This is a genomic window from uncultured Clostridium sp., assembly GCF_934754915.1.
Lineage (GTDB): Bacteria > Bacillota > Clostridia > Clostridiales > Clostridiaceae > Clostridium.
This window is the reverse complement of the sequence record NZ_CAKVKB010000056.1, coordinates 1-21,400: the sequence shown is the minus strand read 5'-3', so window position 1 is coordinate 21,400 and position 21,400 is coordinate 1. Positions and strand designations below refer to the sequence as shown.

The window sequence follows — 21,400 nt, the reverse complement described above, 5'->3', positions numbered from 1 at the left end:
GGGATTAGTCTAGAGTCTACTATTTCCAAATTAGGACTAGTAGCTTAAATTTTTCCTATTTACTGCACAAGTCTAGTCATTAACATAAAATAGCAGATAAGATGATTTATATTTTTGAAAATACTATATAAAAAACTAGGTCGGGAAAATAAGAAAAGCACCAACGCAAGAACTACTTCAAACGCTGATGTTTACTGGCTTGGTGACCCATACGGGAATCGAACCCATGATTTCACCGTGAGAGGGTGACGTCTTAACCTCTTGACCAATGGGCCATGCAACAAATTAAATTATACTATTATTATCTTATTATGTCAACATTGTAAAAAATATTTGTAAATAAAAAATTTATACTTTAATGTTTATACTAATATGAACATCCTCAACAATCAAAGGAATTTTTTAAATATTTTTATAATTAATTGTTAATTGTCCATTACTAATAGAAACATATATATCACAATTTTCTAAATATTTAAAAAATAGTATTGTTTTTAGTTTTAAATCTGTTAAACTTATAGTAGTTAGTAATTTTTTAGAGGTGTATTTTAGATTATATTTATCATTCCTCTTGTGTGATAGAATTCACATAAAATTACAACTCCTTTTTAATATTTTGTGGTATATCCATTAAGATTCTTGCTTAAAGCTTGAGTTTTAATGGATATTTTTATTTAATCACAATTTTATTTTTATGTAATTTAATGTGTATTTCAGAATATAAATATTATATATAAAAGATTATAAATGTTATTTCATTATTAAAATTCGATTAATTTATAAAGCTGTTTCAACAAAATTGGATGGAGAACATTAATTCATATTGAAAATAATATAACAAGTTGAACATTAAAAAATATATTAAAGCATGATAAATGAAATACAGATTATTGATTGAAATATATTCAAGATATTAGGGGAGGAAATTATGGAGCAGAGTGCATTATTTGCATTATTACTTTCGTTTTTAGCAGGTATTTCTACAATACTTGGTGCATGTATAGTATTTATATCGAAAAGGAAAAGCAGAAAGACTATTACTTTTTCTCTTGGATTTTCAGGAGGAGTTATGATATGTGTTTCATTTACTGATTTATTTCCTTTTGCAGAAACAACTCTGGTAAAATATTATGGAAATCTTTATGGGGTACTTCTTACGATGATGTATATGTTATCTGGAGTTATTTTTGCGATGCTCATAGATAAGTTTATACCACATGAAAATCATATTATATCAAATAACCATTCAGATAGTGGCAGGCTTTTTAGAGTTGGTGTTGTTGCTATGGTGGCTATAACACTACATAATTTCCCAGAAGGCATTGCCACATTTATGTCAAGCTATCAGAATGCAGTTATGGGAATTTCAATATCTCTTGCAATTGCAATGCACAACATTCCAGAAGGAATTGCAGTAGCCATGCCTATATATTATTCTACTGGAAATAGGTTTAAGGCATTAAGATATACGCTTTATTCAGGATTATCAGAGCCTGTTGGAGCTGTTTTAGCATATTTAATATTAAAACCTTTTATAAGTGAATTTTTATTAGGTCTGATTTTTGCTTTTGTTATGGGGATAATGCTTTATATATGTTTTGAAGAGTTAATCCCATCTTCAAGGGAATATGGGTATAATACGCTATCTTTATGGTCAATATTTTTAGGAATCTGCATAATGCCTATTACTCATATATTTATGGCATAATATATGCTTTAAAAGTTTATTTGAAGCAAAATGATATTTGAAATTTTTATATTTTTGTATAGTTTTTAGTGATTGTGGATATTTTATAGTTATAATTTTACATGATTTAGTTTAAGATGTAGTATTTATATTCATTCAAGATATACTATATTTTGAGTTTTATATTTATACCAATATGAAAAATTCTCAATTATTTTACAATAAGTATTCATTGCATATTATTAATTATACTTTATATTCATAAATCAATTAATTTGACTAAAGCCATGATAATTATTAAAATAAGAAATAACAGTAAGATAAAAATTTATATGAAATATAGATTTGTGGTATATGGAGGAAATTGATAATGAAGCAATGTATGGATGCAGATAATCTTCACAGAAGATTGAAAAAGATTATAGGGCAGGTACAGGCAATTGACAGAATGATAGATGAAGATATTCCATGTGAAGATGTGTTATCTCAAATAAATGCAGCAAAGTCAGCTCTGCATAGAGTTGGACAGGTGGTTTTAGAAGGTCATATAAAACATTGTGTTCGTGATGGAATTGAACATGGAGATGCTGATAAGACAATTGAAAAATTCACAAAGGCAGTAGAAAGATTTGCTAATATATAGTTGGTTTAACAGTATTTTGAGAATGCAGCTAAGACAGAAGATTATGTGAAGTAGTATTTTGAAATAATAAATATATAGTTTGTGAAAATAGTAAATAAGCACTGGATTTGATCTGGTGCTTATTTTTTTATTGACAAATGTTATCATTAGCCACATAATATACATATACCCCTATGGGTATAAAAAGGAGGCACAGAAATGGAAAAATTAGAAGAAATTTTAGAATGGGGTGGAATCAAAAAGGATATTACATGCCTTATTATATCTGCAATAGCTCTTGGAATGAACATATTTAATCCAGTTGAACTACCGTTTGATGCAGCATGGATTTCAATAATATTATGTGGGGTTCCAATTATTGTAGAGGTTATTATTGGACTTGTTACAGCCTTTGATATTAAAGCTGATGTTCTAGTTTCAATAGCCTTAATTGCATCAATATTTATTGGTGAAAATTTTGCAGCAGGTGAAGTTGCTTTTATTATGCAGCTTGGTGCTTTACTTGAAGATTTAACAGTAGCAAAGGCTCATGCTGGAATTGAAAAATTAATTAATCTAACTCCAAGAACTGCAAGAATAGTAGAAGATAATGAAGAAAAAATAATTTCTGCAGAACAGGTGAATAAAGGGAATATTATAAGAGTTCTGCCAGGAGAAACAATACCTGCTGATGGAATAATAATCAAAGGCCAGACATCAATAGATCAATCAGTTATGACTGGTGAATCAATGCCTGTAGATAAGGCAGAGGGGGATGAAGTGAAAAGTGGAACTGTAAATCAATTTGGAGCTTTTGAAATGAAAGCGACAATGGCAGGAGAAAACAGTTCGCTTCAGAGAATGATTAGACTTGTTCAATCAGCAGATGCAGGAAAGGCAAAAATAGTAGGAATTGCAGACAGATGGGCAACATGGATAGTAGTTATTGCATTATCAGCAGCAGGTTTGACATGGGCAATAACAGGTCAGATAATACGTGCTGTTACAATTCTTGTTGTATTTTGTCCATGTGCTCTAGTGCTTGCAACACCTACAGCAATTATGGCTGCAATAGGAAATGTGACTAAGCATGGAATTCTTGTAAGAGAAGGTGATGCTTTAGAAAGGCTGTCGCAAATAAAAAAAATAACTTTTGACAAAACAGGAACATTAACATATGGAAAACCAAGAGTCATACATGTAAAAAGCAGTCTTCCACAATATAGTGATGATCGGTTATTTGAGATAATAGCTGAAGCAGAAGTTATGAGTGAACATCCTTTGGGAAAGGCAGTAGCAGCAAGCTATTATGAAAATACTGGGAAAAAAGCTGGCAAGCCTGCAGAATTTAAAATAATTCCTGGAAGAGGTGTATCAGCACAGGTTGATGGTAATGAAGTAATAGCTGGAAATATAAACTTTATGAATGAAAACAATATTAAGGAATTTAATGATAAGGATACAAGAGCTTATGTTGAAAAAGGATGTACAGTAATTTACATAGCTGTATCAGGTGTATATGCAGGCTTTATTGCATTGGCAGATATTATGCGTGATGATACAAGAAAAGTTATTGATAAAATAAAGAATATTGGAGTTTCAGCTGTATTGTTGACTGGAGATAATAAATCTGCTGCAAGTCAGATAGCTGCACAGTCAGGTATTGATGATTTTAAAGCTGAATGTATGCCAGAAGATAAACTCACGGTTATTGATAAATTTGAAAAACAAAATATGCATGTTTGCATGGTTGGAGATGGAATTAATGATGCACCAGCATTAAGAAAAGCAACAGTAGGAATAGCAATGGGGGGAATAGGAAGTGATATAGCAGTTGATGCGGCAGATATAGTACTTGTTAGGGATGATATTTCATCTATACCTCATTTATTAGCTTTGTCAAAAAGAATGATTAATACTATAAAGTTAAACATGACATTTTCAATGGCACTAAATTTTGTAGCAATAATACTTGCTATTACAGGAGTATTAAATCCAGTTGTTGGGGCGTTGGTTCATAATGCAGGTTCAATTATAGTTATTATAAATTCAGCGTTTTTATTGAAATGGAGGTCAAAGGAATATGATATTTAATATGATTGGAATACTTGTAGGAATAAGTGTATTTGGAGGAAGTTTATATTATTATATTAAGGAAAAGTCAGATATAGAGTCTAGAAAAATTTATGGGACATGTTCTGTGATTGGATTTATAGTTTGTCTGTTTATGGTTTTAAAAATAATTTTTTGATTTGGAAATTTATTTTCATTATTCATGATGATTAAATTTTAAGCTTATATTTGGAATAATAGAATTATATTAATAGGCTGCTTCATTATGATTATGGTAGCAATATTTTGTAGTATTTAACACTGAAATTTTTGATATTGCACAATTTAATCTTTATGTTGCAGCCTTGTTTTATAAAAATATTTTAGAATTTTTGTTTATGTTTTTTAAAAGATTAAAGTTTTTTTATCCATTCTGTAACAGCTGGATTTGAACATTCTGTATTATCCTTATCTAATTTAGATATAAATAAAAGATCTCCATCATTTGAGACAGATTTTAATTCATTTAATATTTCAGCAGATGATAAATCTGTTTTTATTACATAAGCTTCAGGCATAACATGTCCCCATGATCCTAAAGATTTAATTTTTGCAATAATTTTCCCTTCACTTGGCTCTTGATGATTATGTTCATGATTATCATGACTACAACCACATCCACAAGTATCACTGATAAAATATGTAATTAAATATGCTGACATTTTTTACTCCTTATAATTCATATGCAAATAAATGCATGTATTTTGAAAAGATTTTCACATGAAAATTATCTTTTACAATAATAATATACAATAAATGGTGAAATTTTTATAAGATTTATTGTGTACTTTTACATGTACTAGATAAGTTTTAAATGCAATTTTAATTTTATGATATATATGATTGATTAAACAATATACATTTTATTATGATAACATGTATAAATGTTTATGTAAATGATAAAGATTATCAAAAGATATGGATTTGATTTTTATTATATGAATTTAATGGCATATTATATAAGAAATATATTGAATAAAATGAAAAAATTAAAATTTGAGAGTAATTATTAAAATAAAATAAATTTTAACTAAAAAAATGTTGAAAATATAAAAAAAATGTATTATTATATGAATAATTCATGTTAACGATTAATTTTTAAGAGTTATGCTTATATAAAAGAAAGTGTTTCTAAATTGATGATTTGGAAATATATAAATAGTAATCAGGATAATAGTATATGCATATGTTTATTAAGGTTAAAAGTGAAGAAGAATAGAAGGAAAAAGGTATATCTTAAAAATTGGGATATGAAGAAATGAAGGATGGAAGATCAGGAGGAATAAAAAATGGCTGGCAGAGAAGGGTTTTCTAGCAGAATCGGCTTTATAATGTCGTGTGTTGGTGCGGCTATAGGTTTAGGCAACATATGGATGTTTCCATATAAGCTTGGTGAGAATGGAGGAGCTGCTTTTTTAATACCATACTTTTTCTTTGTTTTAGTTCTTGGAGTAATAGGGCTTATATCGGAAATGAGTTTTGGAAGAATGTATAAGCAAGGCTCTCTTGGAGCTATAAGGAAAGTATTTGAAGAAAAGAAAAAGAAAGGAGGAAAAATATTATCAGTTATTCCTACAATAGGACTTGCAGGGATATTTATGTTTTATACAATTGTAATTGGATGGGTATTAAAATATTTTTATATAAGCATTACAGGAAAGATAATTGATATAAATCCAGGTGAATATTTTGGTGAATTTGCATTTAGCAGCAGTTCTCTTGGATGGCATTTTATTGCAGTAATAATAACTTTAATAATTGTAAGTGCAGGTGTTTCAAAGGGAATAGAGAAAATAAATAAAATAATAATTCCATTATTATTTATTATATTTATTTTATTGATGATAAAATCATTCAGTCTTCCAGGAGCATCAGAAGGGATAACATATCTGCTTAAACCTCAATGGGAATATCTTTTGATTCCTAGAACATGGGCAATGGCTATGGGACAGGCGTTTTTTACAGTTTCAATAACTGGATGTGGTATGGTTATTTATGGTAGTTATGCGGGTGAAAATTTTGATATGCCAAAATGTGCAGTAAGTACAGCTGTTTTTGATACAATATCAGCAATTATGGCAGCATTTATGATTATGCCAGCAGTGTTTGCTTTTGGGTTAAGTCCTGTAGGAGGACCATCATTGATGTTTATAACAATTCCAAGCATATTTCAAACAATGCCTTTTGGAAATTTATTAAGTGCAATATTCTTTTTAAGCATAATATTTGCAGCAATTTCATCTTCTATTTCGCTTCTTGAAGGTCCAGTAGAATCTGTTCTTTCAATAACAGATTGGAATAGAAAGAAAACAACAATAATTGTAGCTATAATTGGATTTATAGTTTCAATTCCATTAAGCATAAATGAAAATTTATTTAATGGATTTACAGATTTTATTACAATAGTTTTATCTCCATTAGGAGCTGTAATAACAGCATATGTGTTTTATTATATGGTAGATAAGGACAAAATAATATCAGGAGTTAACGAAGGTGCAAAGTATAAGATTGGGGAATGGTTTGTCAAATTTGGAAGATATGTATTTGTTCCAGCTACTGTAATAATAATAGTATTAGGAATTTTTTATGGTGGTATAGGTTAAGGGGTTTGTATTGAAAAATTTATGATAGGATGAGATAAAAGGAGAAACTGATCTTTACTTGAATTTCAGTTTCTCCTAAATTTTGTATAAAAATATATTAATATTATTCCATAAAATTGCAGAAAAATGCATAATGTTTCTTTAAATCTGAATTATACCAATCTGTGTTGACTGTTGCTATATATCCATCAATAAGCTTTTTGATAGAAGAATCTTTAGATAATTGAAGATATAGAGAACATGCAAAAAATAAAATCATTCCTATAACAAGAACCTGTTTTGGAGTACCTGATGGATTAAAAAAGCATAAAGAAATTCCACTTAATATTACGCCTGCAATAGTTGCATATGTTCCATATTCTATTTTTTTCTTTGTTGAAATTATATTTTCTTTTAATTTTTTTACAGTAGCAACATCTTTAAAGAAAACTTGAAGCTTGTCTTTATAAATTTCTAAAAATTTACCTTTTATATATGTATAATATTCAGGATTGTTAATGTCTTCAATATTCATACACATGACAAGGGGATATGGATATTCAGTTATATTATTATAAACAAATTCGTCTCTTTTTTCGAGACTAGGGATTCTTACAAGAAGTTCACCGTTTTCATTGATAACAAGTGTGTAATTATCATTTACAGAACTTATATATGAATCACGTATTATTTCTAAAGCATCCTTTTCAGTATTATTATGTTGTATCTGTTGACTTAAAACATCTATAATATTCATTAGTAATCTCCTTTCATATATTTATTTTCACATATTTATTATATCACATAATTTTACAACTTGAGTTTAAACTGTAAAAGAAAATATAAATATATGAGGTTATATATAAATATAAGTAGTAATTATATATACTCTGATAATAAATTTATATAATAAATTAAAAAAATATTGCAAATGTTTCTTTAATTTTAGCATCAATTGTATAAAATAGATATTACAATGAATATTAAAAAGTAATCAATATATTATGTTAAATTATTTTATAGATAATTGACAACCGAGTAATTAAAATGGTATGTTAAGAGATATAAAACAAGCAGACAAATTTAAGACAAGTAATTGAGAAATATGGAGGGACTATAATGACAGATTATTCACAAGGTTCAGGAAAACAATATCATATAGCGGTAGGAAAAGGAGAAGTCGGTAAATATGTAATACTTCCAGGAGATCCTAAAAGATGTGCAAAAATTGCAGCATATTTTGAAAATCCAGTCCTTATTGCAGATAGTAGAGAATTTGTAACATATACAGGCTATTTAGATGGTGAAAAGGTGAGTGTCACATCAACAGGTATTGGAGGTCCATCAGCAGCAATAGCTATGGAAGAGCTCGTTAAGTGTGGCGCAGATACATTTATAAGAATTGGTACATGTGGAGGAATGGAAATAAACGTTAAAGGTGGAGATGTTGTAGTAGCAACTGGTGCAATAAGAATGGAAGGAACAAGTAAAGAATATGCTCCAATAGAATTTCCAGCAGTTGCAGATTTTCATGTTGTAAATGCACTTGTAGATGCAGCTGAAAAATTAAATGAAACATATCATACAGGAGTTGTTCAATGTAAGGATTCATTTTATGGCCAGCATTCACCAGAGATAAAACCAGTAAGTTATGAACTTATGAATAAGTGGGAAGCATGGCTTAGATGTGGATGTCTTGCTTCAGAAATGGAAAGTGCAGCATTGTTTGTAGTAGGAAGTTATTTGAGAGTACGTGTTGGATCAGTATTTTCAGTGATTGCAAATCAAGAACGCGAAAAGCAAGGATTGGAAAACATTCAATGTCATGATACTGAAAAAGCAATAAAGATTGCAGTTGAGGGAATAAGAAATTTAATTAAAGCTGATAAGAAAAAAGCAGCTAAATAGTAAAGTTTATAAAATAAAAATCAAAACACTTTTGAAGTTATAGTCACGCTTCAAAAGTGTTTATTATATATTGGGTAATTATTGAGAATTTTTATATTGTATAAATATAAAGATAAATCAATATATAGTGTGTTATAAGTAAATATATGGAGAGTTGGTTTATATATAATTAGTTGAGGATTTTTCATATTAGCATAAATACAAAGTTCAGCTCAATATATAGTGTAGCTTAAATGAATATAGGTACTATATATTGAACCAAATCATATAAAATTATAATTATGAAATATCCGCAGTTATATAAAACTGTCTAAAAAATAGATTATTTGAACAAATTAATTTTTATAGAACTTATATCTATAGGAAGATAATGTTTATTAAAAATTGCTGGATTATTTTCTGCTGCTGTGTATAGACTTTCCTGAATCAAATGACATTGACCATTGAAATAAATAGGATATTTTTTTGCAGTAAAGTTTCCAGATGAAGAGTGACGTATTTCAAGAGCTGATTTTCCGCTTAAGGAATATATATCTTTTTGAATAAATTTTAAAAGTTCATCTTTATTATTTAAATCAATGTTATTCTCAGATATTGTTTCAATTGGGATGAGTGTAAAAGTGTAAGCAGTTACAATATCTTTTGATTTATACCATCTGTCAACAACAATACAGACTGCTGTTTTTCTATTAAGAACTTGAATCATATAATCATTTGGAATTTCTATATGAAATTCCATTTCTACTGAATCAATATTTTCAGTTATGCATTTATATACTGGATTCTCAATGACTTCAATTCCTGAATTTTTGTTTTCTGTGGATTTTAATATGAAGTTGCCTTTGCCTTGTATATTTTTTATAAGACCATCATCCTGAAGAAGTGCAAGTGCCTGTCTTAATGTAGTACGGCTTACTCCAAGGGATTTTGCAAGTTCAGGTTCACTTGGAAGACGTGCACCTTCTTTAAAAATTCCTTCATTTATCATTTTAAATAATTTATCATATACAGCTACATATCTAAGCTGTTTCTGACTGTTTTCCAGATTAATTTTATCCATGGTAATACCACCTCATTATTAAATATAACAAATTTTTTATGATTTTACTATACAGATTTTTGAGCAAAAAGCATTTTGGTCAAATAAATTACAAATAGAGGAACAACTATACAATTTTTTAGACAAATGATATAATGAATATGATAAATATATACTGCAAGATTGGATTTAAATTTAAAAATATCTGATGAATGTAGAATACAAAAATTGGAATGTGATTAAATATATAATTCAAGGAAATCTTGAAAGAATTTTATCTTTCATATTAAGCTGCTAATTCCAATATATAGTTGTGATAAATATATTAGAATTAATAAATACCCCCTTTCGATAAATTAAAGCAGTTAACTATAATAAAATATGCTGATTCATTTATGAAAAGGGAAATATGATGAAGTCTGCTGTATTAATTGATGGTTAAAAATAAGAAGAATAAGATTATGCAGCAAATAAATTAGGAAAGAGAGGAAAGTTACTGGAATTATAAATTTTTAGTAACGGACATAATATGAAAAAATATAACAGAATTTTTACAATAGTAATAGATTCATTAGGAATCGGACAAATGGATGATTCAGAAAAGTATGGAGATATCAATGTAGATACACTTGGACATATTGCAGAATCAGTTGAAAGCTTCAATATACCTAATCTTCAAAAGATGGGAATTGCAAATCTTCATCCTATAAAGCATGTTGAAAAGGTAGAAAAACCATTAGGATATTTCATGAAAATGAAAGAAGCAAGTGTTGGTAAAGATACTATGACTGGCCACTGGGAAATGATGGGCCTTCATATAACAAAGCCATTTCAAACTTTTACAGACACAGGATTTCCAAAAGAATTATTAGATGAATTGGAAGCAAAGACTGGACATAAAATTGTAGGAAATAAAAGTGCAAGTGGGACTGAAATATTAGATGAACTTGGGGATCATCAGATGAAGACTGGAGATATGATAGTCTATACATCGGCAGATTCCGTACTTCAGATATGTGGTCATGAAGAAACATTTGGATTGGATGAGCTTTACAGATGTTGTGAAATCGCAAGAGACTTGACAATGAAAGATGAATGGAAAGTTGGAAGAGTAATTGCAAGGCCATATGTTGGAGACAAAGAACATGGATTTACACGTACAAGCAACAGACATGATTATGCATTAAAACCATATGGAACAACTGTACTTAATGTATTGAAAGATAATAATTATGATGTTATATCTGTAGGAAAGATAAGTGATATATTTGATGGAGAAGGAATAACTGAATCAAATAAATCAAAGAGCTCGGTTCATGGAATGGAACAGACTTTAGAAATAATGGATAGGAATTTTAAAGGATTATGTTTTGTAAATCTTGTTGACTTTGATGCATTATGGGGACATAGAAGAAATCCAAAGGGATATGCACAGGAATTAGAAAAATTCGATGTTAATTTAGGTAATGTTTTAAATAAATTAAAAGAAGATGATTTATTAATAATAACAGCAGACCACGGAAATGATCCAACATACAAAGGAAGTGATCATACTCGTGAATATGTGCCATTTTTAGCTTATTCTCCATCAATGAAAGGTTGTGGTGAATTAGATACGAGTAATACATTTGCTACAATTGGAGCTACAATAGCAGATAATTTTGATGTAAATATGCCTGAAAATACAATTGGAACTTCAATTCTAGATAAATTGCAATAATAAATAATCATGAATTATATAAAGTCTGGTTTCATTTATTTTAGTGAAACCAGATTTTTGTTCGCCCAGCATGTTTGCTGAGCCGGCAGGCTGAAAGAAGCCTGCATCGCCGACCCGATAGGAAGATAACTCGAAGGCAAGTGCGTTACTGGTAACGGTAAGGTGGACCTATGTCAATATAGTAGACACATTTTTTTAGTTTTTTAAGCAGATTTTAAAATAAGATTTTCATAATCTTGTGGAGTCATAAACCCAATCCGGCTATGTATTCTTTTTCTATTATACCAACTTTCAATATACTCAAAAGCGTGTATTTTATTAAAATTAAATAGAGAAAATAAAGAGGAAATCTTTGAAGAAATACATTGATGAATTGTGCAGAAAATATAATAAATATAATAGAAAATTTTTTCCCAGAGTATATGTAGATGACAATCTTTCTTTAGCTCAGGCGTATATGTATATGGTAAAATACAATAAAAATAATGAAGAATATAGAGAAAAATATAATCAATGTATAAATAGGGCAAAAGAATACTGCAGCGAACATAGTGGCGAAAAATACTCAAATGTTGAAAATTACTTAAGAAAAATCAACAGACTTGAAAAACAGATAAATTGTCTTTAAATATATAAATAGCAGATAGAAAAATCAACCGCTTTCTTGTGTGAAAGAGGTTGATTTTTGTTTGATTTTTCAGGTTATGAATTTTTAGGTTGACAATTATCACAAAAAGTTTAGATATAGTACATGATTCTGAATATTTCTAAAAAAGATGCAATTTAATAAAGCAGTTTATAGAAAAGAAATTTATATTTCCTTATTAAATTCTTATAATTGAGTTTTATTATTTAATTATAGCAAAGGATATAGAAAAAATATCTATTTTTATAATATAAATATTAACTCAACACTATTTTTTAATTAAATAATATTAATTTTAATTTTGCTGAAGATTGCTTAAAGGAGGAATATAGATGAATGATACTATTTTAGAAACAAAAAACTTATGCAAAAGATTTAAAAAACAGGATGCAGTTTTGGATATATCAATAGGAGTAAAGAAAAATTCAATATACGGACTCCTTGGTCCAAATGGAGCAGGAAAATCAACACTATTAAAGATGATTACAGGAATGCTTAAGCCTACACTTGGGGAAATCTATTTTAATGAACATAAATGGAGCAGAAAGGATTTATGGTATATTGGATCATTGATAGAAGATGCACCCTTATATGAAAATCTTAGTGCAAGGGAGAATCTTAAGGTGAGGACAACAGTACTTGGTCTTCCAGATTCAAGAATTGATGAAGTTCTTAAGATTGTTGAACTTGAGAGTACTGGAAGAAAAAAAGCAGGACAGTTTTCAATGGGAATGAAGCAGAGGCTTGGAATTGCAATAGCACTTTTAAACAATCCACAATTACTTATTTTAGATGAACCTACAAATGGTCTTGATCCTATAGGAATACAGGACCTTAGAAAATTAATACGTTCTTTTCCGAAAAAAGGTATCACAGTAATATTATCAAGTCATATGCTCAGTGAAGTTGAACAGATTGCAGACTATATAGGTATAATATCTGGAGGAGTACTTGGATTTGAGGGAAAGCTTGAAAAAGGCACAGATTTGGAAAAATTATTTATGGATATTGTAAGCAGGTATAGAAGGGAGAAATAATCATGTTAAAGTATTATATTTCAGAAAATATGAAGATAAAACACACTTTTGTAAAGAAATTAACATTTATAGCGCCACTGGCTGTAATTATTCTCTCAGTATTATTGGCAGCAAGGTATTTTGTGATAGATATGTATAACTGGTGGTATGTGCTTATACTTCCAGCAGTTATTCCATTAATTTGTGCACTTTTATCAAAGGTTGATGATAGAATGAAAAATAAGACGGTATTAGGACTTCCAGTTGATTTGAAAAAAGTATGGATAGCAAAGGTATTAACAGGTGTTTCAATAATTGCTGTTTCAACTATGATAATTTTCATTGCAGGTGTTTTAAGTGTTTATGTTATACCTATAAAAAGTATATTTAATATTTCAGCCATCTCTGGATTTATTGGAGCACTTCTCATAATAATAACATCAATATGGCAGGTTCCATTATATATTTTAATAAGCAGAAAAATAGGATTGTTCCCAAGTGTAATAATTGGAATAGCAGTGAGTATTCTTTCTGTATTTATAGCAGTTCAGAATATATGGTGGATTGTACCTTTTTCATACACTTCAAGAATTATGTGTCCTGTGCTTAATATACTTCCTAATGGACTTCAGGCAATACCAGAAAGTATAACATTTGCACCAGAACTCATGGATACTTCAACAATACCATTTGTAGTTGGTGTTTCAATTACATTATTTATAATACTAACCTTGGTAACTGCAAAGTGGTATGAAAAACAGGAGGCAAAATAATATTATGAAGATTATTGGTCTTTTAAAAGCAGATTTTTTAAAAATGAGACATACATCATTTTACATGATCCATATACTTGTTCCTGCTATAGGTGTAATTTTATTTCTAGGATACTATTATTATTCGCCATGGAATACAGTAAACAAGGTAAATGGATTTTTTGAAACATTGTGCATAGCTTTTCCAGTGTTAATTGGAATAGTGACTGAAATGGTTATAGAAAAGGAAGCAGAAGCAGGGAAATTTAAAGAAATGTTGTCTGTGGTGTATGGAAAGAAAATGTGTCTTTTAAGTAAAGTTTTAATGATGCTGGCTGCTGGATTATTTTCACTTTTTCTTGCAAGCTTTGGCTTTTATATTGGATTCCAATATATATTAAAACAGAATTCACTTACTCTTGATTTTTATGTACTACTGACAGCAGTAATATTTACAGCTCAGATATTTATTTATCTATTTCATTTATTTCTCAGCATAAAATATGGAAGCGGAGTTTCAATAGGTATGGGAATATTTGAATCATTAGTTTCTGCATTGTTTATAACAGGACTTGGGGATGGAATATGGAAAGCAGTACCATGCAGCTGGGCAGTAAGATTCTGTAATAATTTTTTTACCAAGGAATCCGGCTCTGCAGATATGTTTAAAGCTTTTGGAGGAATTAAGTATTGGATTGAAAGCAGTAGCATGGGGATTATTAACTGTATTGTATTTACAATTATGATAGGAATAGCTCTATTCATATGGTTTAAGTCATTTGAAGGAAGGGGAGAAAAGTAAATTATAGCAGTTAAGAAATTTATGGTAAGACCTAAGGAAATATGTTATTGTTTTATAATAGAAAGTTATAATAAAAGATAGGAGTTTAATGAGTGTTTCAAAAAATATGGAGGGATTTTAATGGCAGATATACTTGCAATTGATGATGAAGAAGGAATATTGAATATTATAAAAAGTGCATTGGAAAGGGAATGTCATTATGTAAAGACAGTAAGCAATCCAGCAGGTATTGATGATAATGAATATCTTAAATATGATTTAATACTCCTTGATGTCATGATGCCTGACATAGATGGATTTACATTATGCAGAAAAATAAGAAACTTAGTTGACTGTCCTATAATTTTTCTTACAGCAAAAACAATGGAACAGGATATTGTAACAGGACTCAGCATTGGTGGAGATGACTATATTTCAAAGCCATTTGGCATAAATGAACTGAGAGCCAGGGTGACAGCTCATTTGAGACGTGAACATAGGGAAAAACAGAATGCATTTTCAATTTCAAATGTAAAATTCAATATGATATCTAAAGAAGCATACTATGATAATAAACTCATTCCTTTCACAAAAAGTGAGTACAATATATGTGAGATTCTAGCCATGAATCACGGACAGGTTTTTTCAAAGGAAAGGATATATGAAAGCATATTTGGATTTGAAGGAAATAGTGATCTTACAGCAATTGTAGAGCACATTAAGAATATACGGAGCAAGTTTAGAAAAATAGGAATAAATCCAATTGAAACAGTCTGGGGGATAGGATACAAGTGGAAGTAATAAGAAATGAAAAACCTAGGGGAAAAAGTATTTCCAAGATTTTTGCGAAGTATATATTTGCTTTTTGTATTGTCATAATTTTATGTGCTGGTGCAGAATTTTTGTTATTTGCTTTAGGAATAAACAAAGGAATCATTCTGCCAGCCAATTATTATGAGCAGAAAATTGAAAAAAATAGAGATAAGATATCAGAGGCAGAATATGTTAATGACTTTATACCACAAGAATGTAATTATGCAGTTTATGATTCTGAAGGCAATATATATGAATCAAATGTTTCTCAGGATAAAGCATTGGAAATGTTTAATACTGTACAAAATAATGGTAGGAGCAGCAGTTATTATTATAAAGTAATACAGAGAAAAAATGGAATGTGCATAGCAGAATATAGAGTAAGGGCTTCTTTTTCTAATCCAGTATTAAACAAATATATTATAAATCCAGATTATCTTTTGAACTTTGGTTTTATAGTAATTTTTATAAGCAGCATTATTACTTTTTCAAGACTTTTCAGACGAAGATTGGAGAAGGAAATGAAAATATTAAAGAATACTACTGAAAAAATTCAGATGGAAAATCTTGATTTTAAAGTGAAGTACAGCAAAATAACTGAGATAAATGAAGTGATTATAGCACTGGACAAGATGAAGGAAGAACTTAACAAGTCACTTAAAAAACAGTGGCATATGGAGCAGATGAAAAATGAACAGATGGGAGCACTGGCACACGATTTGAAAACACCTCTTACAATAATTAAAGGAAATTCTGAGCTATTAAGGGAAATGAAGTTAGAAAAAGATGCAGCACAATTCAATATGAGCATTATAAATGAAGTAAAAAATATGGAGTTCTATATTAAGACACTTATTGAAATAATGAAATCTGAAAAAGAATGTGAACTTATAAAAAATAGGGTTAATTTAAAAGAGTTTACACAGGATATTATAGAAACTGGAAAATATTTATGCAGTAATAAAAATATAGAATTTCAAAGCAGAATAAATAATATTCCAGAATATATTACATGTGATAAATCTGCCATAAAACGTGCTTTAATAAATGTGATTTCAAATGGTACAGATTATGCAGGAGAAAATGGGAAAGTATTATTTATTGTTAAACTATATGAGCATAAAGTTATGTTTACAGTGGAGGATTCAGGAAGAGGATTTACAAATGAAGAGTTGAAATCAGCAGCAGAGCAGTTTTTTCAAGGAGATAAGAGCAGAAATTCAAAAAATCATTATGGAATGGGTCTGTATATTGCAAAAAAGCTATTTGAAAAGCATAATGGAAATATTTATTTTGAAAATTCAGCTGAACTTGGCGGTGCTAAAGTTACTTTGGAACTACCTTTGGAAGGTCAAGTTTTTTGAGTTAAATACTCTAAATATGAACTAAGTTCGTATTTAGAGTATTTGTTTATTTAAGTTTATATGAAATTATTACAAGGAATTTAAGGGATAGGTTATGCGATTAACCTTTGATATATAAAAAGAAATGTGATAATGTAATTATAGGGGATACAGTATTTGGAAAAGTTGTTTGTCACGTAAATTAATCAGTAAAAATATATGAAATTTAATTTTACCGTAACAAATTATTGATTTCATTTATATTCAATAGTATATGAAAAGGAGAAAATGTATGGTGTATGAAAACGACAACAGGAGAGTCACAATAAAAGATATTGCAGAGGAGCTTGGAGTAAGCACAGCAACAGTATCTAATGTGATCAATGGAAAGACTAAAAAAATATCACAAAAGACAATAGAAACAGTACAGAAAATGCTGGAAGAAAAACACTATATACCTAATATGGCAGGAATTCTTCTAGCTCAGAATAGTTCAAAAATAATATGTGTTGTAATTTCAAATCATGAGAAATATGAAGGAAAGATTTTTCAGGATCCTTTTGTATCGGCTTTAATAGATAATATTGCAATTAAAGTTGAAAAAAAACATTACTTTATGATGGTTAAGATTACAAATAATATTAGTGAGATAATTAAATATGCTTCTATGTGGAATATGGCAGGATTAATATTGATAGGCTTTTGCACACAGGATTATAACAGTCTTAGAAAACTAATACATATACCTTTTGTAGTTATGGATGGATTCTTTGAACCTGAGGAAAAGTGTGCAAATGTAAGCATAGATGATTTTCAGGGTGGATATTTAATGGGAGAATATCTCATAAAGCAAGGACACAGAAATATAATGTATGTATCAGATAATGACATGTGTATGGATCATAACAGATATATGGGATTAAAGCAGGCATTTAAAGATAAATGTACTGATGAAAATAATATTTATATTGAAATTATACCAATGCAGAAAGAAAAAAGGATAAGCTATTATAAATTTATAGAAAAGAAATTAAATAATTTTACAGCAATATTTTGTGCATCAGATGCATATGCAATTGAAGTTATGAATTTCCTTACTGACTTTGGATATAGTATTCCTAATGATATATCTATTGCAGGGTTTGATGATATTCCAAGTGCCCAAATTGTAAGGCCTGCTCTTACAACTATAAAGCAGAACATACAGGTGAGAGCTGAAAAAGCAATTTCTCTTTTAAATGAACAGATAACTGGTAATGTTAAAGAAAATAATGTAGTGCTGTCTGTTGAACTTGTAGAAAGAAGCAGTGTTGCACGTATTATAGGATGACTTAATATTTTGAAAAGCAGATTATAGTATAGGAAGGCAGGTTTATGGATTATGTTTAGTAAAAAGGAATTTCATAGGGAAATGTTCGATATAGCAATTCCAATCACTGTACAGAGTTTTTTTCAATCATCTGTCAGTGTTATTGATCAGATTATGGTGGGACAACTTGGTAGTGCAAACATCACAGGAGCAGGTTTTGGAGGAAAGTTTTCATCATTATTTTCTGTGACTGTTGCTGCAGTGGCAACAGGTGCAGGCATACTCATATCCCAGTATTATGGAAGCAGAAATAAGAAAGGGGTAAATGACAGTTTTGTATATAATTTGTATTTTTCGCTGATGATAGGAGTATTTTTTACCTTAATATCTACAATAATGCCAATAAAGATAATGTCAATATATTCTGCTGATCCAGAGGCAGTAAATTGTGCAGCATCTTATCTAAAAATAGTAGCAGCAGGATTTATACCAATGACATTAACTCTTATTATATCAACTTTACTAAGATGTATAGGATATGCAAGGTATCCTATGTGTGCAAGTATTATTTCAGTTATAGTAAATACTGTTTTTAATTATCTATTGATTTTTGGAAAATTTATATTTCCAAGGATGGGCATTAATGGGGCAGCCCTTGCAACAGATATAGCAAGAGTAGTTGAATTTATATTAATATTTATTTTCTTTTTAAAAGTTATAAAAAAGGAACAGTTATATATTTCATTTAGTATTTCTTTTAAAAAAGAATTTATTAAAAAAGTAATAATGATTTTATGTCCTATTTTAATATGTGAATTTTTATGGAGCCTTGGTGAAAACATATATGCAATGATATATGGAAGAATTGGAACAGATGCCTGTGCTGCTATGACTCTTACAAATCCTATCCAATGTCTTATGATAGGAGCTTTTTCTGGAATTGCATCTGCAGCAGGTATTATTACAGGAAAGGCTCTTGGAGATGACAGATATGATGATGCATATGATATGTCAAAGCAGATGGTGAAAATTGGAGTATTAGGTTCTTTATTTTTAGGAACAGTATTTTCTTTATGTGCTCCTTTATATGTAAAGATATTCCCAGTAGAAAATACATTAAAACAGGATACAGTATATATACTTTATGCATTTTCTTTAATACTTTTTGTTAAAGTTTCTAACATGATATTAGGAGGGGGAACATTGAGAAGCGGAGGAAACACAAAAATTGTCATGCTTATAGATATAATTGGTACATGGATTTTTGGAATACCAATGGGACTAGCTTCTGCGTTTATATTCAATCTTCCAATATATTATGTGTATTTAATATTGTCTTTAGAAGAAGTAGTGAGATTAACAATTTCATTAATAGTGTTTAAGAAGAAGATATGGATGAGAAACATTACGCAGTAGATTATATCGAATTATAATATTTAAATAATATGCGAATAAATGATTTGAATTTAATATAGGCAGTTATAGTAAAACAAAAAAATATATAAGCTGTATTATGAATATTAAAAGCTAATAAGGAGAGATTATTTATGAAGAGTATTGATGAGGAAAGAAAAATAGTTTTAAAGGAAGATTTAATAAAAGGGTTTAAAGATATAGGAGTAAAAGAAGGACAGTCTATAATGGTTCATACATCATTGAAAAGTCTTGGATTTGTATGTGGAGGTGCGCAGATTGTAATAGAAGCTTTAATACAATGTGTTGGAAATGAAGGCACAATAATGATGCCTACACAGAGTTGGAAAAATCTAGATCCAGAAGAGGGAGTTCATTGGGAGGAGCCTAAAGAATGGTGGCAGTTAATAAGAGATAACTGGCCTGCTTATGACAAAGATATAACTCCCACAAATACAATGGGACAAGTTGCTGAAATGTTCAGAAGATGGCCGGGAGCAAAAAGAAGCAATCATCCTGCACGCTCTGTTGCTGCATTTGGGAAGTATGCTGATTATTTAACCAAAGATCATGATTTAAGTAATATATTTGGGGAGGATTCACCAATTGACAGACTTTATAAGTTAGATGGGTATGTACTTCTTATAGGAGTTGGATATGATAAAAATACATCATTACATCTTGCAGATGCAAGAGCAGAGTATCCAGGAAAGCATAATGTAAATGAAAGCAGTGCAGTTATGGTTGATGGAAAGAGACAATGGGTCACATATAATACTCTTTTTGTTGATGGTGAAGATTTTGAAGATATAGGAAATGACTTTGAGAAAAATTATAAAGTGAATAATATTAAAATAGGAAACGCAGAAGTGAGATTGATGAAACAGAGAGAAGTAGTTGATTTTGCAGTTGAATGGATAGAAAAATATAGAAATTAATATCATTTGAACATTATGAAGAGAATATTAAAATAGAGAATTTAGAAGATTTCAAGGTGTTAAAGAATATGAATACACACATGATGTCAAGGTTATTAAGGATAATGGACTGCATTTTAACTTTTGTCCATGCCCTATGCTTGCTGAGGTAGAAAATCTTGAATCATATACATGGTGCTAGTGCACTACAGGCTACAGCAAGGTTCTTTTGACTGCAGTGTAGATGTTGAGCTTTTGAAAAGTATAAAAGCTGGTGATGATATGTGTCTTATAAAGATAATTCCACATGGTGAAATATGGAGGGAAGAAAAACATGGTATCAAAAATTATAATTATTGTAATTATTAAAGTTATTAACAGTATAGTGCATATTTAAAGGGGATAATTAAATATGAAAGATAAAAAGTAATTATATATTAAAAGCAAATTAAAGGTATTGTCCAGGAGCAGAAGAAGCTATGAAAGTTAAGAGGCATGCAGCCATAGAAATTATAAAGGTTAGAATAGAAGCGGTACTTGGATAAGAAAGTTTATCTCATACTGCTTTTATAAATCCTAGAATCAAAAGAATTGTATGAGCAGTCTTAAAATAATTAAATGATTTGCCAAAATAGTATTGTTTTTGCTTTTGGTTCATTTAGCATTTGGACCTATGTCAATATAGTAGACACATTTTTTTAGTTTTTTAAGCAGATTTTAAAATAAGATCTTCATAATCT

19 protein-coding genes, 1 tRNA gene and 2 pseudogenes are annotated in these 21,400 nt (G+C 29.3%); 17 read left to right on the top strand and 5 right to left on the bottom strand.

Going from position 1 to position 21,400, the window contains the following annotated elements; genetic code table 11:
• Positions 1 to 200: 200 nt before the first annotated feature.
• A tRNA-Glu gene (locus Q0F58_RS10185) sits at positions 201 to 275 on the bottom strand.
• Positions 276 to 928: 653 nt separating this feature from the next.
• Between Q0F58_RS10185 and zupT the strand changes: the two genes are divergently transcribed.
• The 4 genes from zupT to Q0F58_RS10165 all read left to right on the top strand — a co-directional run bounded on the left by zupT (position 929) and on the right by Q0F58_RS10165 (position 4,560).
• Positions 929 to 1,708, top strand: coding sequence for a zinc transporter ZupT (zupT, locus tag Q0F58_RS10180; protein ID WP_294375909.1), 780 nt, complete (start codon positions 929 to 931; stop codon positions 1,706 to 1,708).
• Between the two features lie 349 nt (positions 1,709 to 2,057).
• The gene (locus tag Q0F58_RS10175; protein WP_294375907.1) at positions 2,058 to 2,330 is read left to right on the top strand and encodes a metal-sensing transcriptional repressor; all 273 of its coding nucleotides are present in this window, start codon (positions 2,058 to 2,060) and stop codon (positions 2,328 to 2,330) included.
• A gap of 198 nt (positions 2,331 to 2,528) precedes the next feature.
• Positions 2,529 to 4,403 carry a cation-translocating P-type ATPase gene (locus Q0F58_RS10170; protein WP_294375904.1) on the top strand — a complete coding sequence of 625 codons (1,875 nt, stop codon included), beginning with the start codon at positions 2,529 to 2,531 and terminating at the stop codon, positions 4,401 to 4,403.
• Entirely contained in the window at positions 4,393 to 4,560 is a 168-nt protein-coding gene (locus Q0F58_RS10165; protein ID WP_294375900.1) for a hypothetical protein, read from the top strand. The genes Q0F58_RS10170 and Q0F58_RS10165 overlap by 11 nt, the downstream gene beginning before the upstream one ends.
• A 214-nt stretch (positions 4,561 to 4,774) precedes the next feature.
• Here the strand turns inward: Q0F58_RS10165 and Q0F58_RS10160 are convergent, their stop codons facing one another.
• Positions 4,775 to 5,083, bottom strand: a complete 309-nt coding sequence (locus Q0F58_RS10160; protein WP_294375897.1) for a hypothetical protein — start codon at positions 5,081 to 5,083, stop codon at positions 4,775 to 4,777.
• 627 nt (positions 5,084 to 5,710) lie between these two features.
• On the opposite strand from Q0F58_RS10160, the gene Q0F58_RS10155 reads away from it, so the two are divergent.
• On the top strand, positions 5,711 to 7,024 hold the full coding sequence (locus Q0F58_RS10155) for a sodium-dependent transporter (RefSeq protein ID WP_294375894.1): 1,314 nt from the start codon (positions 5,711 to 5,713) through the stop codon (positions 7,022 to 7,024).
• 103 nt (positions 7,025 to 7,127) lie between these two features.
• Here Q0F58_RS10155 and Q0F58_RS10150 read toward each other — a convergent pair whose 3' ends face one another.
• Entirely contained in the window at positions 7,128 to 7,760 is a 633-nt protein-coding gene (locus Q0F58_RS10150) for a hypothetical protein (RefSeq protein WP_294375892.1), read from the bottom strand.
• Between the two features lie 362 nt (positions 7,761 to 8,122).
• On the opposite strand from Q0F58_RS10150, the gene udp reads away from it, so the two are divergent.
• Complete coding sequence (gene udp / locus Q0F58_RS10145; protein ID WP_294375890.1) at positions 8,123 to 8,911, top strand: uridine phosphorylase; 789 nt, start codon at positions 8,123 to 8,125, stop codon at positions 8,909 to 8,911.
• Positions 8,912 to 9,233: 322 nt separating this feature from the next.
• Here udp and Q0F58_RS10140 read toward each other — a convergent pair whose 3' ends face one another.
• Entirely contained in the window at positions 9,234 to 9,971 is a 738-nt protein-coding gene (locus Q0F58_RS10140; protein ID WP_294375885.1) for a GntR family transcriptional regulator, read from the bottom strand.
• 508 nt (positions 9,972 to 10,479) lie between these two features.
• Between Q0F58_RS10140 and Q0F58_RS10135 the strand changes: the two genes are divergently transcribed.
• Positions 10,480 to 11,670 carry a phosphopentomutase gene (locus tag Q0F58_RS10135; protein ID WP_294375882.1) on the top strand — a complete coding sequence of 397 codons (1,191 nt, stop codon included), beginning with the start codon at positions 10,480 to 10,482 and terminating at the stop codon, positions 11,668 to 11,670.
• A 203-nt stretch (positions 11,671 to 11,873) separates the two neighbouring features.
• Here Q0F58_RS10135 and Q0F58_RS10130 read toward each other — a convergent pair.
• Positions 11,874 to 11,975: pseudogene (locus Q0F58_RS10130) on the bottom strand (IS3 family transposase); the annotation flags it as partial.
• A gap of 47 nt (positions 11,976 to 12,022) precedes the next feature.
• Here Q0F58_RS10130 and Q0F58_RS10125 point away from each other — a divergent pair.
• The 10 genes and pseudogenes from Q0F58_RS10125 to Q0F58_RS10080 form a co-directional block, all read left to right on the top strand.
• Positions 12,023 to 12,298 carry a hypothetical protein gene (locus Q0F58_RS10125; protein WP_294375911.1) on the top strand — a complete coding sequence of 92 codons (276 nt, stop codon included), beginning with the start codon at positions 12,023 to 12,025 and terminating at the stop codon, positions 12,296 to 12,298.
• 350 nt (positions 12,299 to 12,648) lie between these two features.
• Entirely contained in the window at positions 12,649 to 13,353 is a 705-nt protein-coding gene (locus Q0F58_RS10120; RefSeq protein WP_294375875.1) for a lantibiotic protection ABC transporter ATP-binding protein, read from the top strand.
• 2 nt (positions 13,354 to 13,355) lie between these two features.
• A complete protein-coding gene (locus tag Q0F58_RS10115; RefSeq protein ID WP_294375871.1) occupies positions 13,356 to 14,105 on the top strand; it encodes a lantibiotic immunity ABC transporter MutE/EpiE family permease subunit in 750 nt (249 codons plus the stop codon).
• Positions 14,106 to 14,109: 4 nt separating this feature from the next.
• Positions 14,110 to 14,886, top strand: a complete 777-nt coding sequence (locus Q0F58_RS10110) for a lantibiotic immunity ABC transporter MutG family permease subunit (RefSeq protein ID WP_294375867.1) — start codon at positions 14,110 to 14,112, stop codon at positions 14,884 to 14,886.
• Positions 14,887 to 15,006: 120 nt separating this feature from the next.
• Positions 15,007 to 15,666, top strand: coding sequence for a response regulator transcription factor (locus tag Q0F58_RS10105; protein WP_294375865.1), 660 nt, complete (start codon positions 15,007 to 15,009; stop codon positions 15,664 to 15,666).
• Positions 15,657 to 17,042: a HAMP domain-containing sensor histidine kinase gene (locus Q0F58_RS10100; RefSeq protein WP_294375863.1), complete on the top strand. Its 1,386-nt coding sequence runs from the start codon at positions 15,657 to 15,659 to the stop codon at positions 17,040 to 17,042. Before Q0F58_RS10105 ends, Q0F58_RS10100 begins: the two co-directional genes overlap by 10 nt.
• A 271-nt stretch (positions 17,043 to 17,313) precedes the next feature.
• The gene (locus tag Q0F58_RS10095; RefSeq protein ID WP_294375861.1) at positions 17,314 to 18,351 is read left to right on the top strand and encodes a LacI family DNA-binding transcriptional regulator; all 1,038 of its coding nucleotides are present in this window, start codon (positions 17,314 to 17,316) and stop codon (positions 18,349 to 18,351) included.
• A 51-nt stretch (positions 18,352 to 18,402) separates the two neighbouring features.
• Positions 18,403 to 19,746, top strand: a complete 1,344-nt coding sequence (locus Q0F58_RS10090; RefSeq protein WP_294375859.1) for an MATE family efflux transporter — start codon at positions 18,403 to 18,405, stop codon at positions 19,744 to 19,746.
• Positions 19,747 to 19,877: 131 nt separating this feature from the next.
• Positions 19,878 to 20,681, top strand: a complete 804-nt coding sequence (locus Q0F58_RS10085) for an aminoglycoside N(3)-acetyltransferase (RefSeq protein ID WP_294375857.1) — start codon at positions 19,878 to 19,880, stop codon at positions 20,679 to 20,681.
• A 100-nt stretch (positions 20,682 to 20,781) separates the two neighbouring features.
• Positions 20,782 to 21,029 (top strand): annotated as a pseudogene (locus Q0F58_RS10080) (DUF6144 family protein); the annotation flags it as partial.
• Between the last annotated feature and the right edge of the window lie 371 nt (positions 21,030 to 21,400).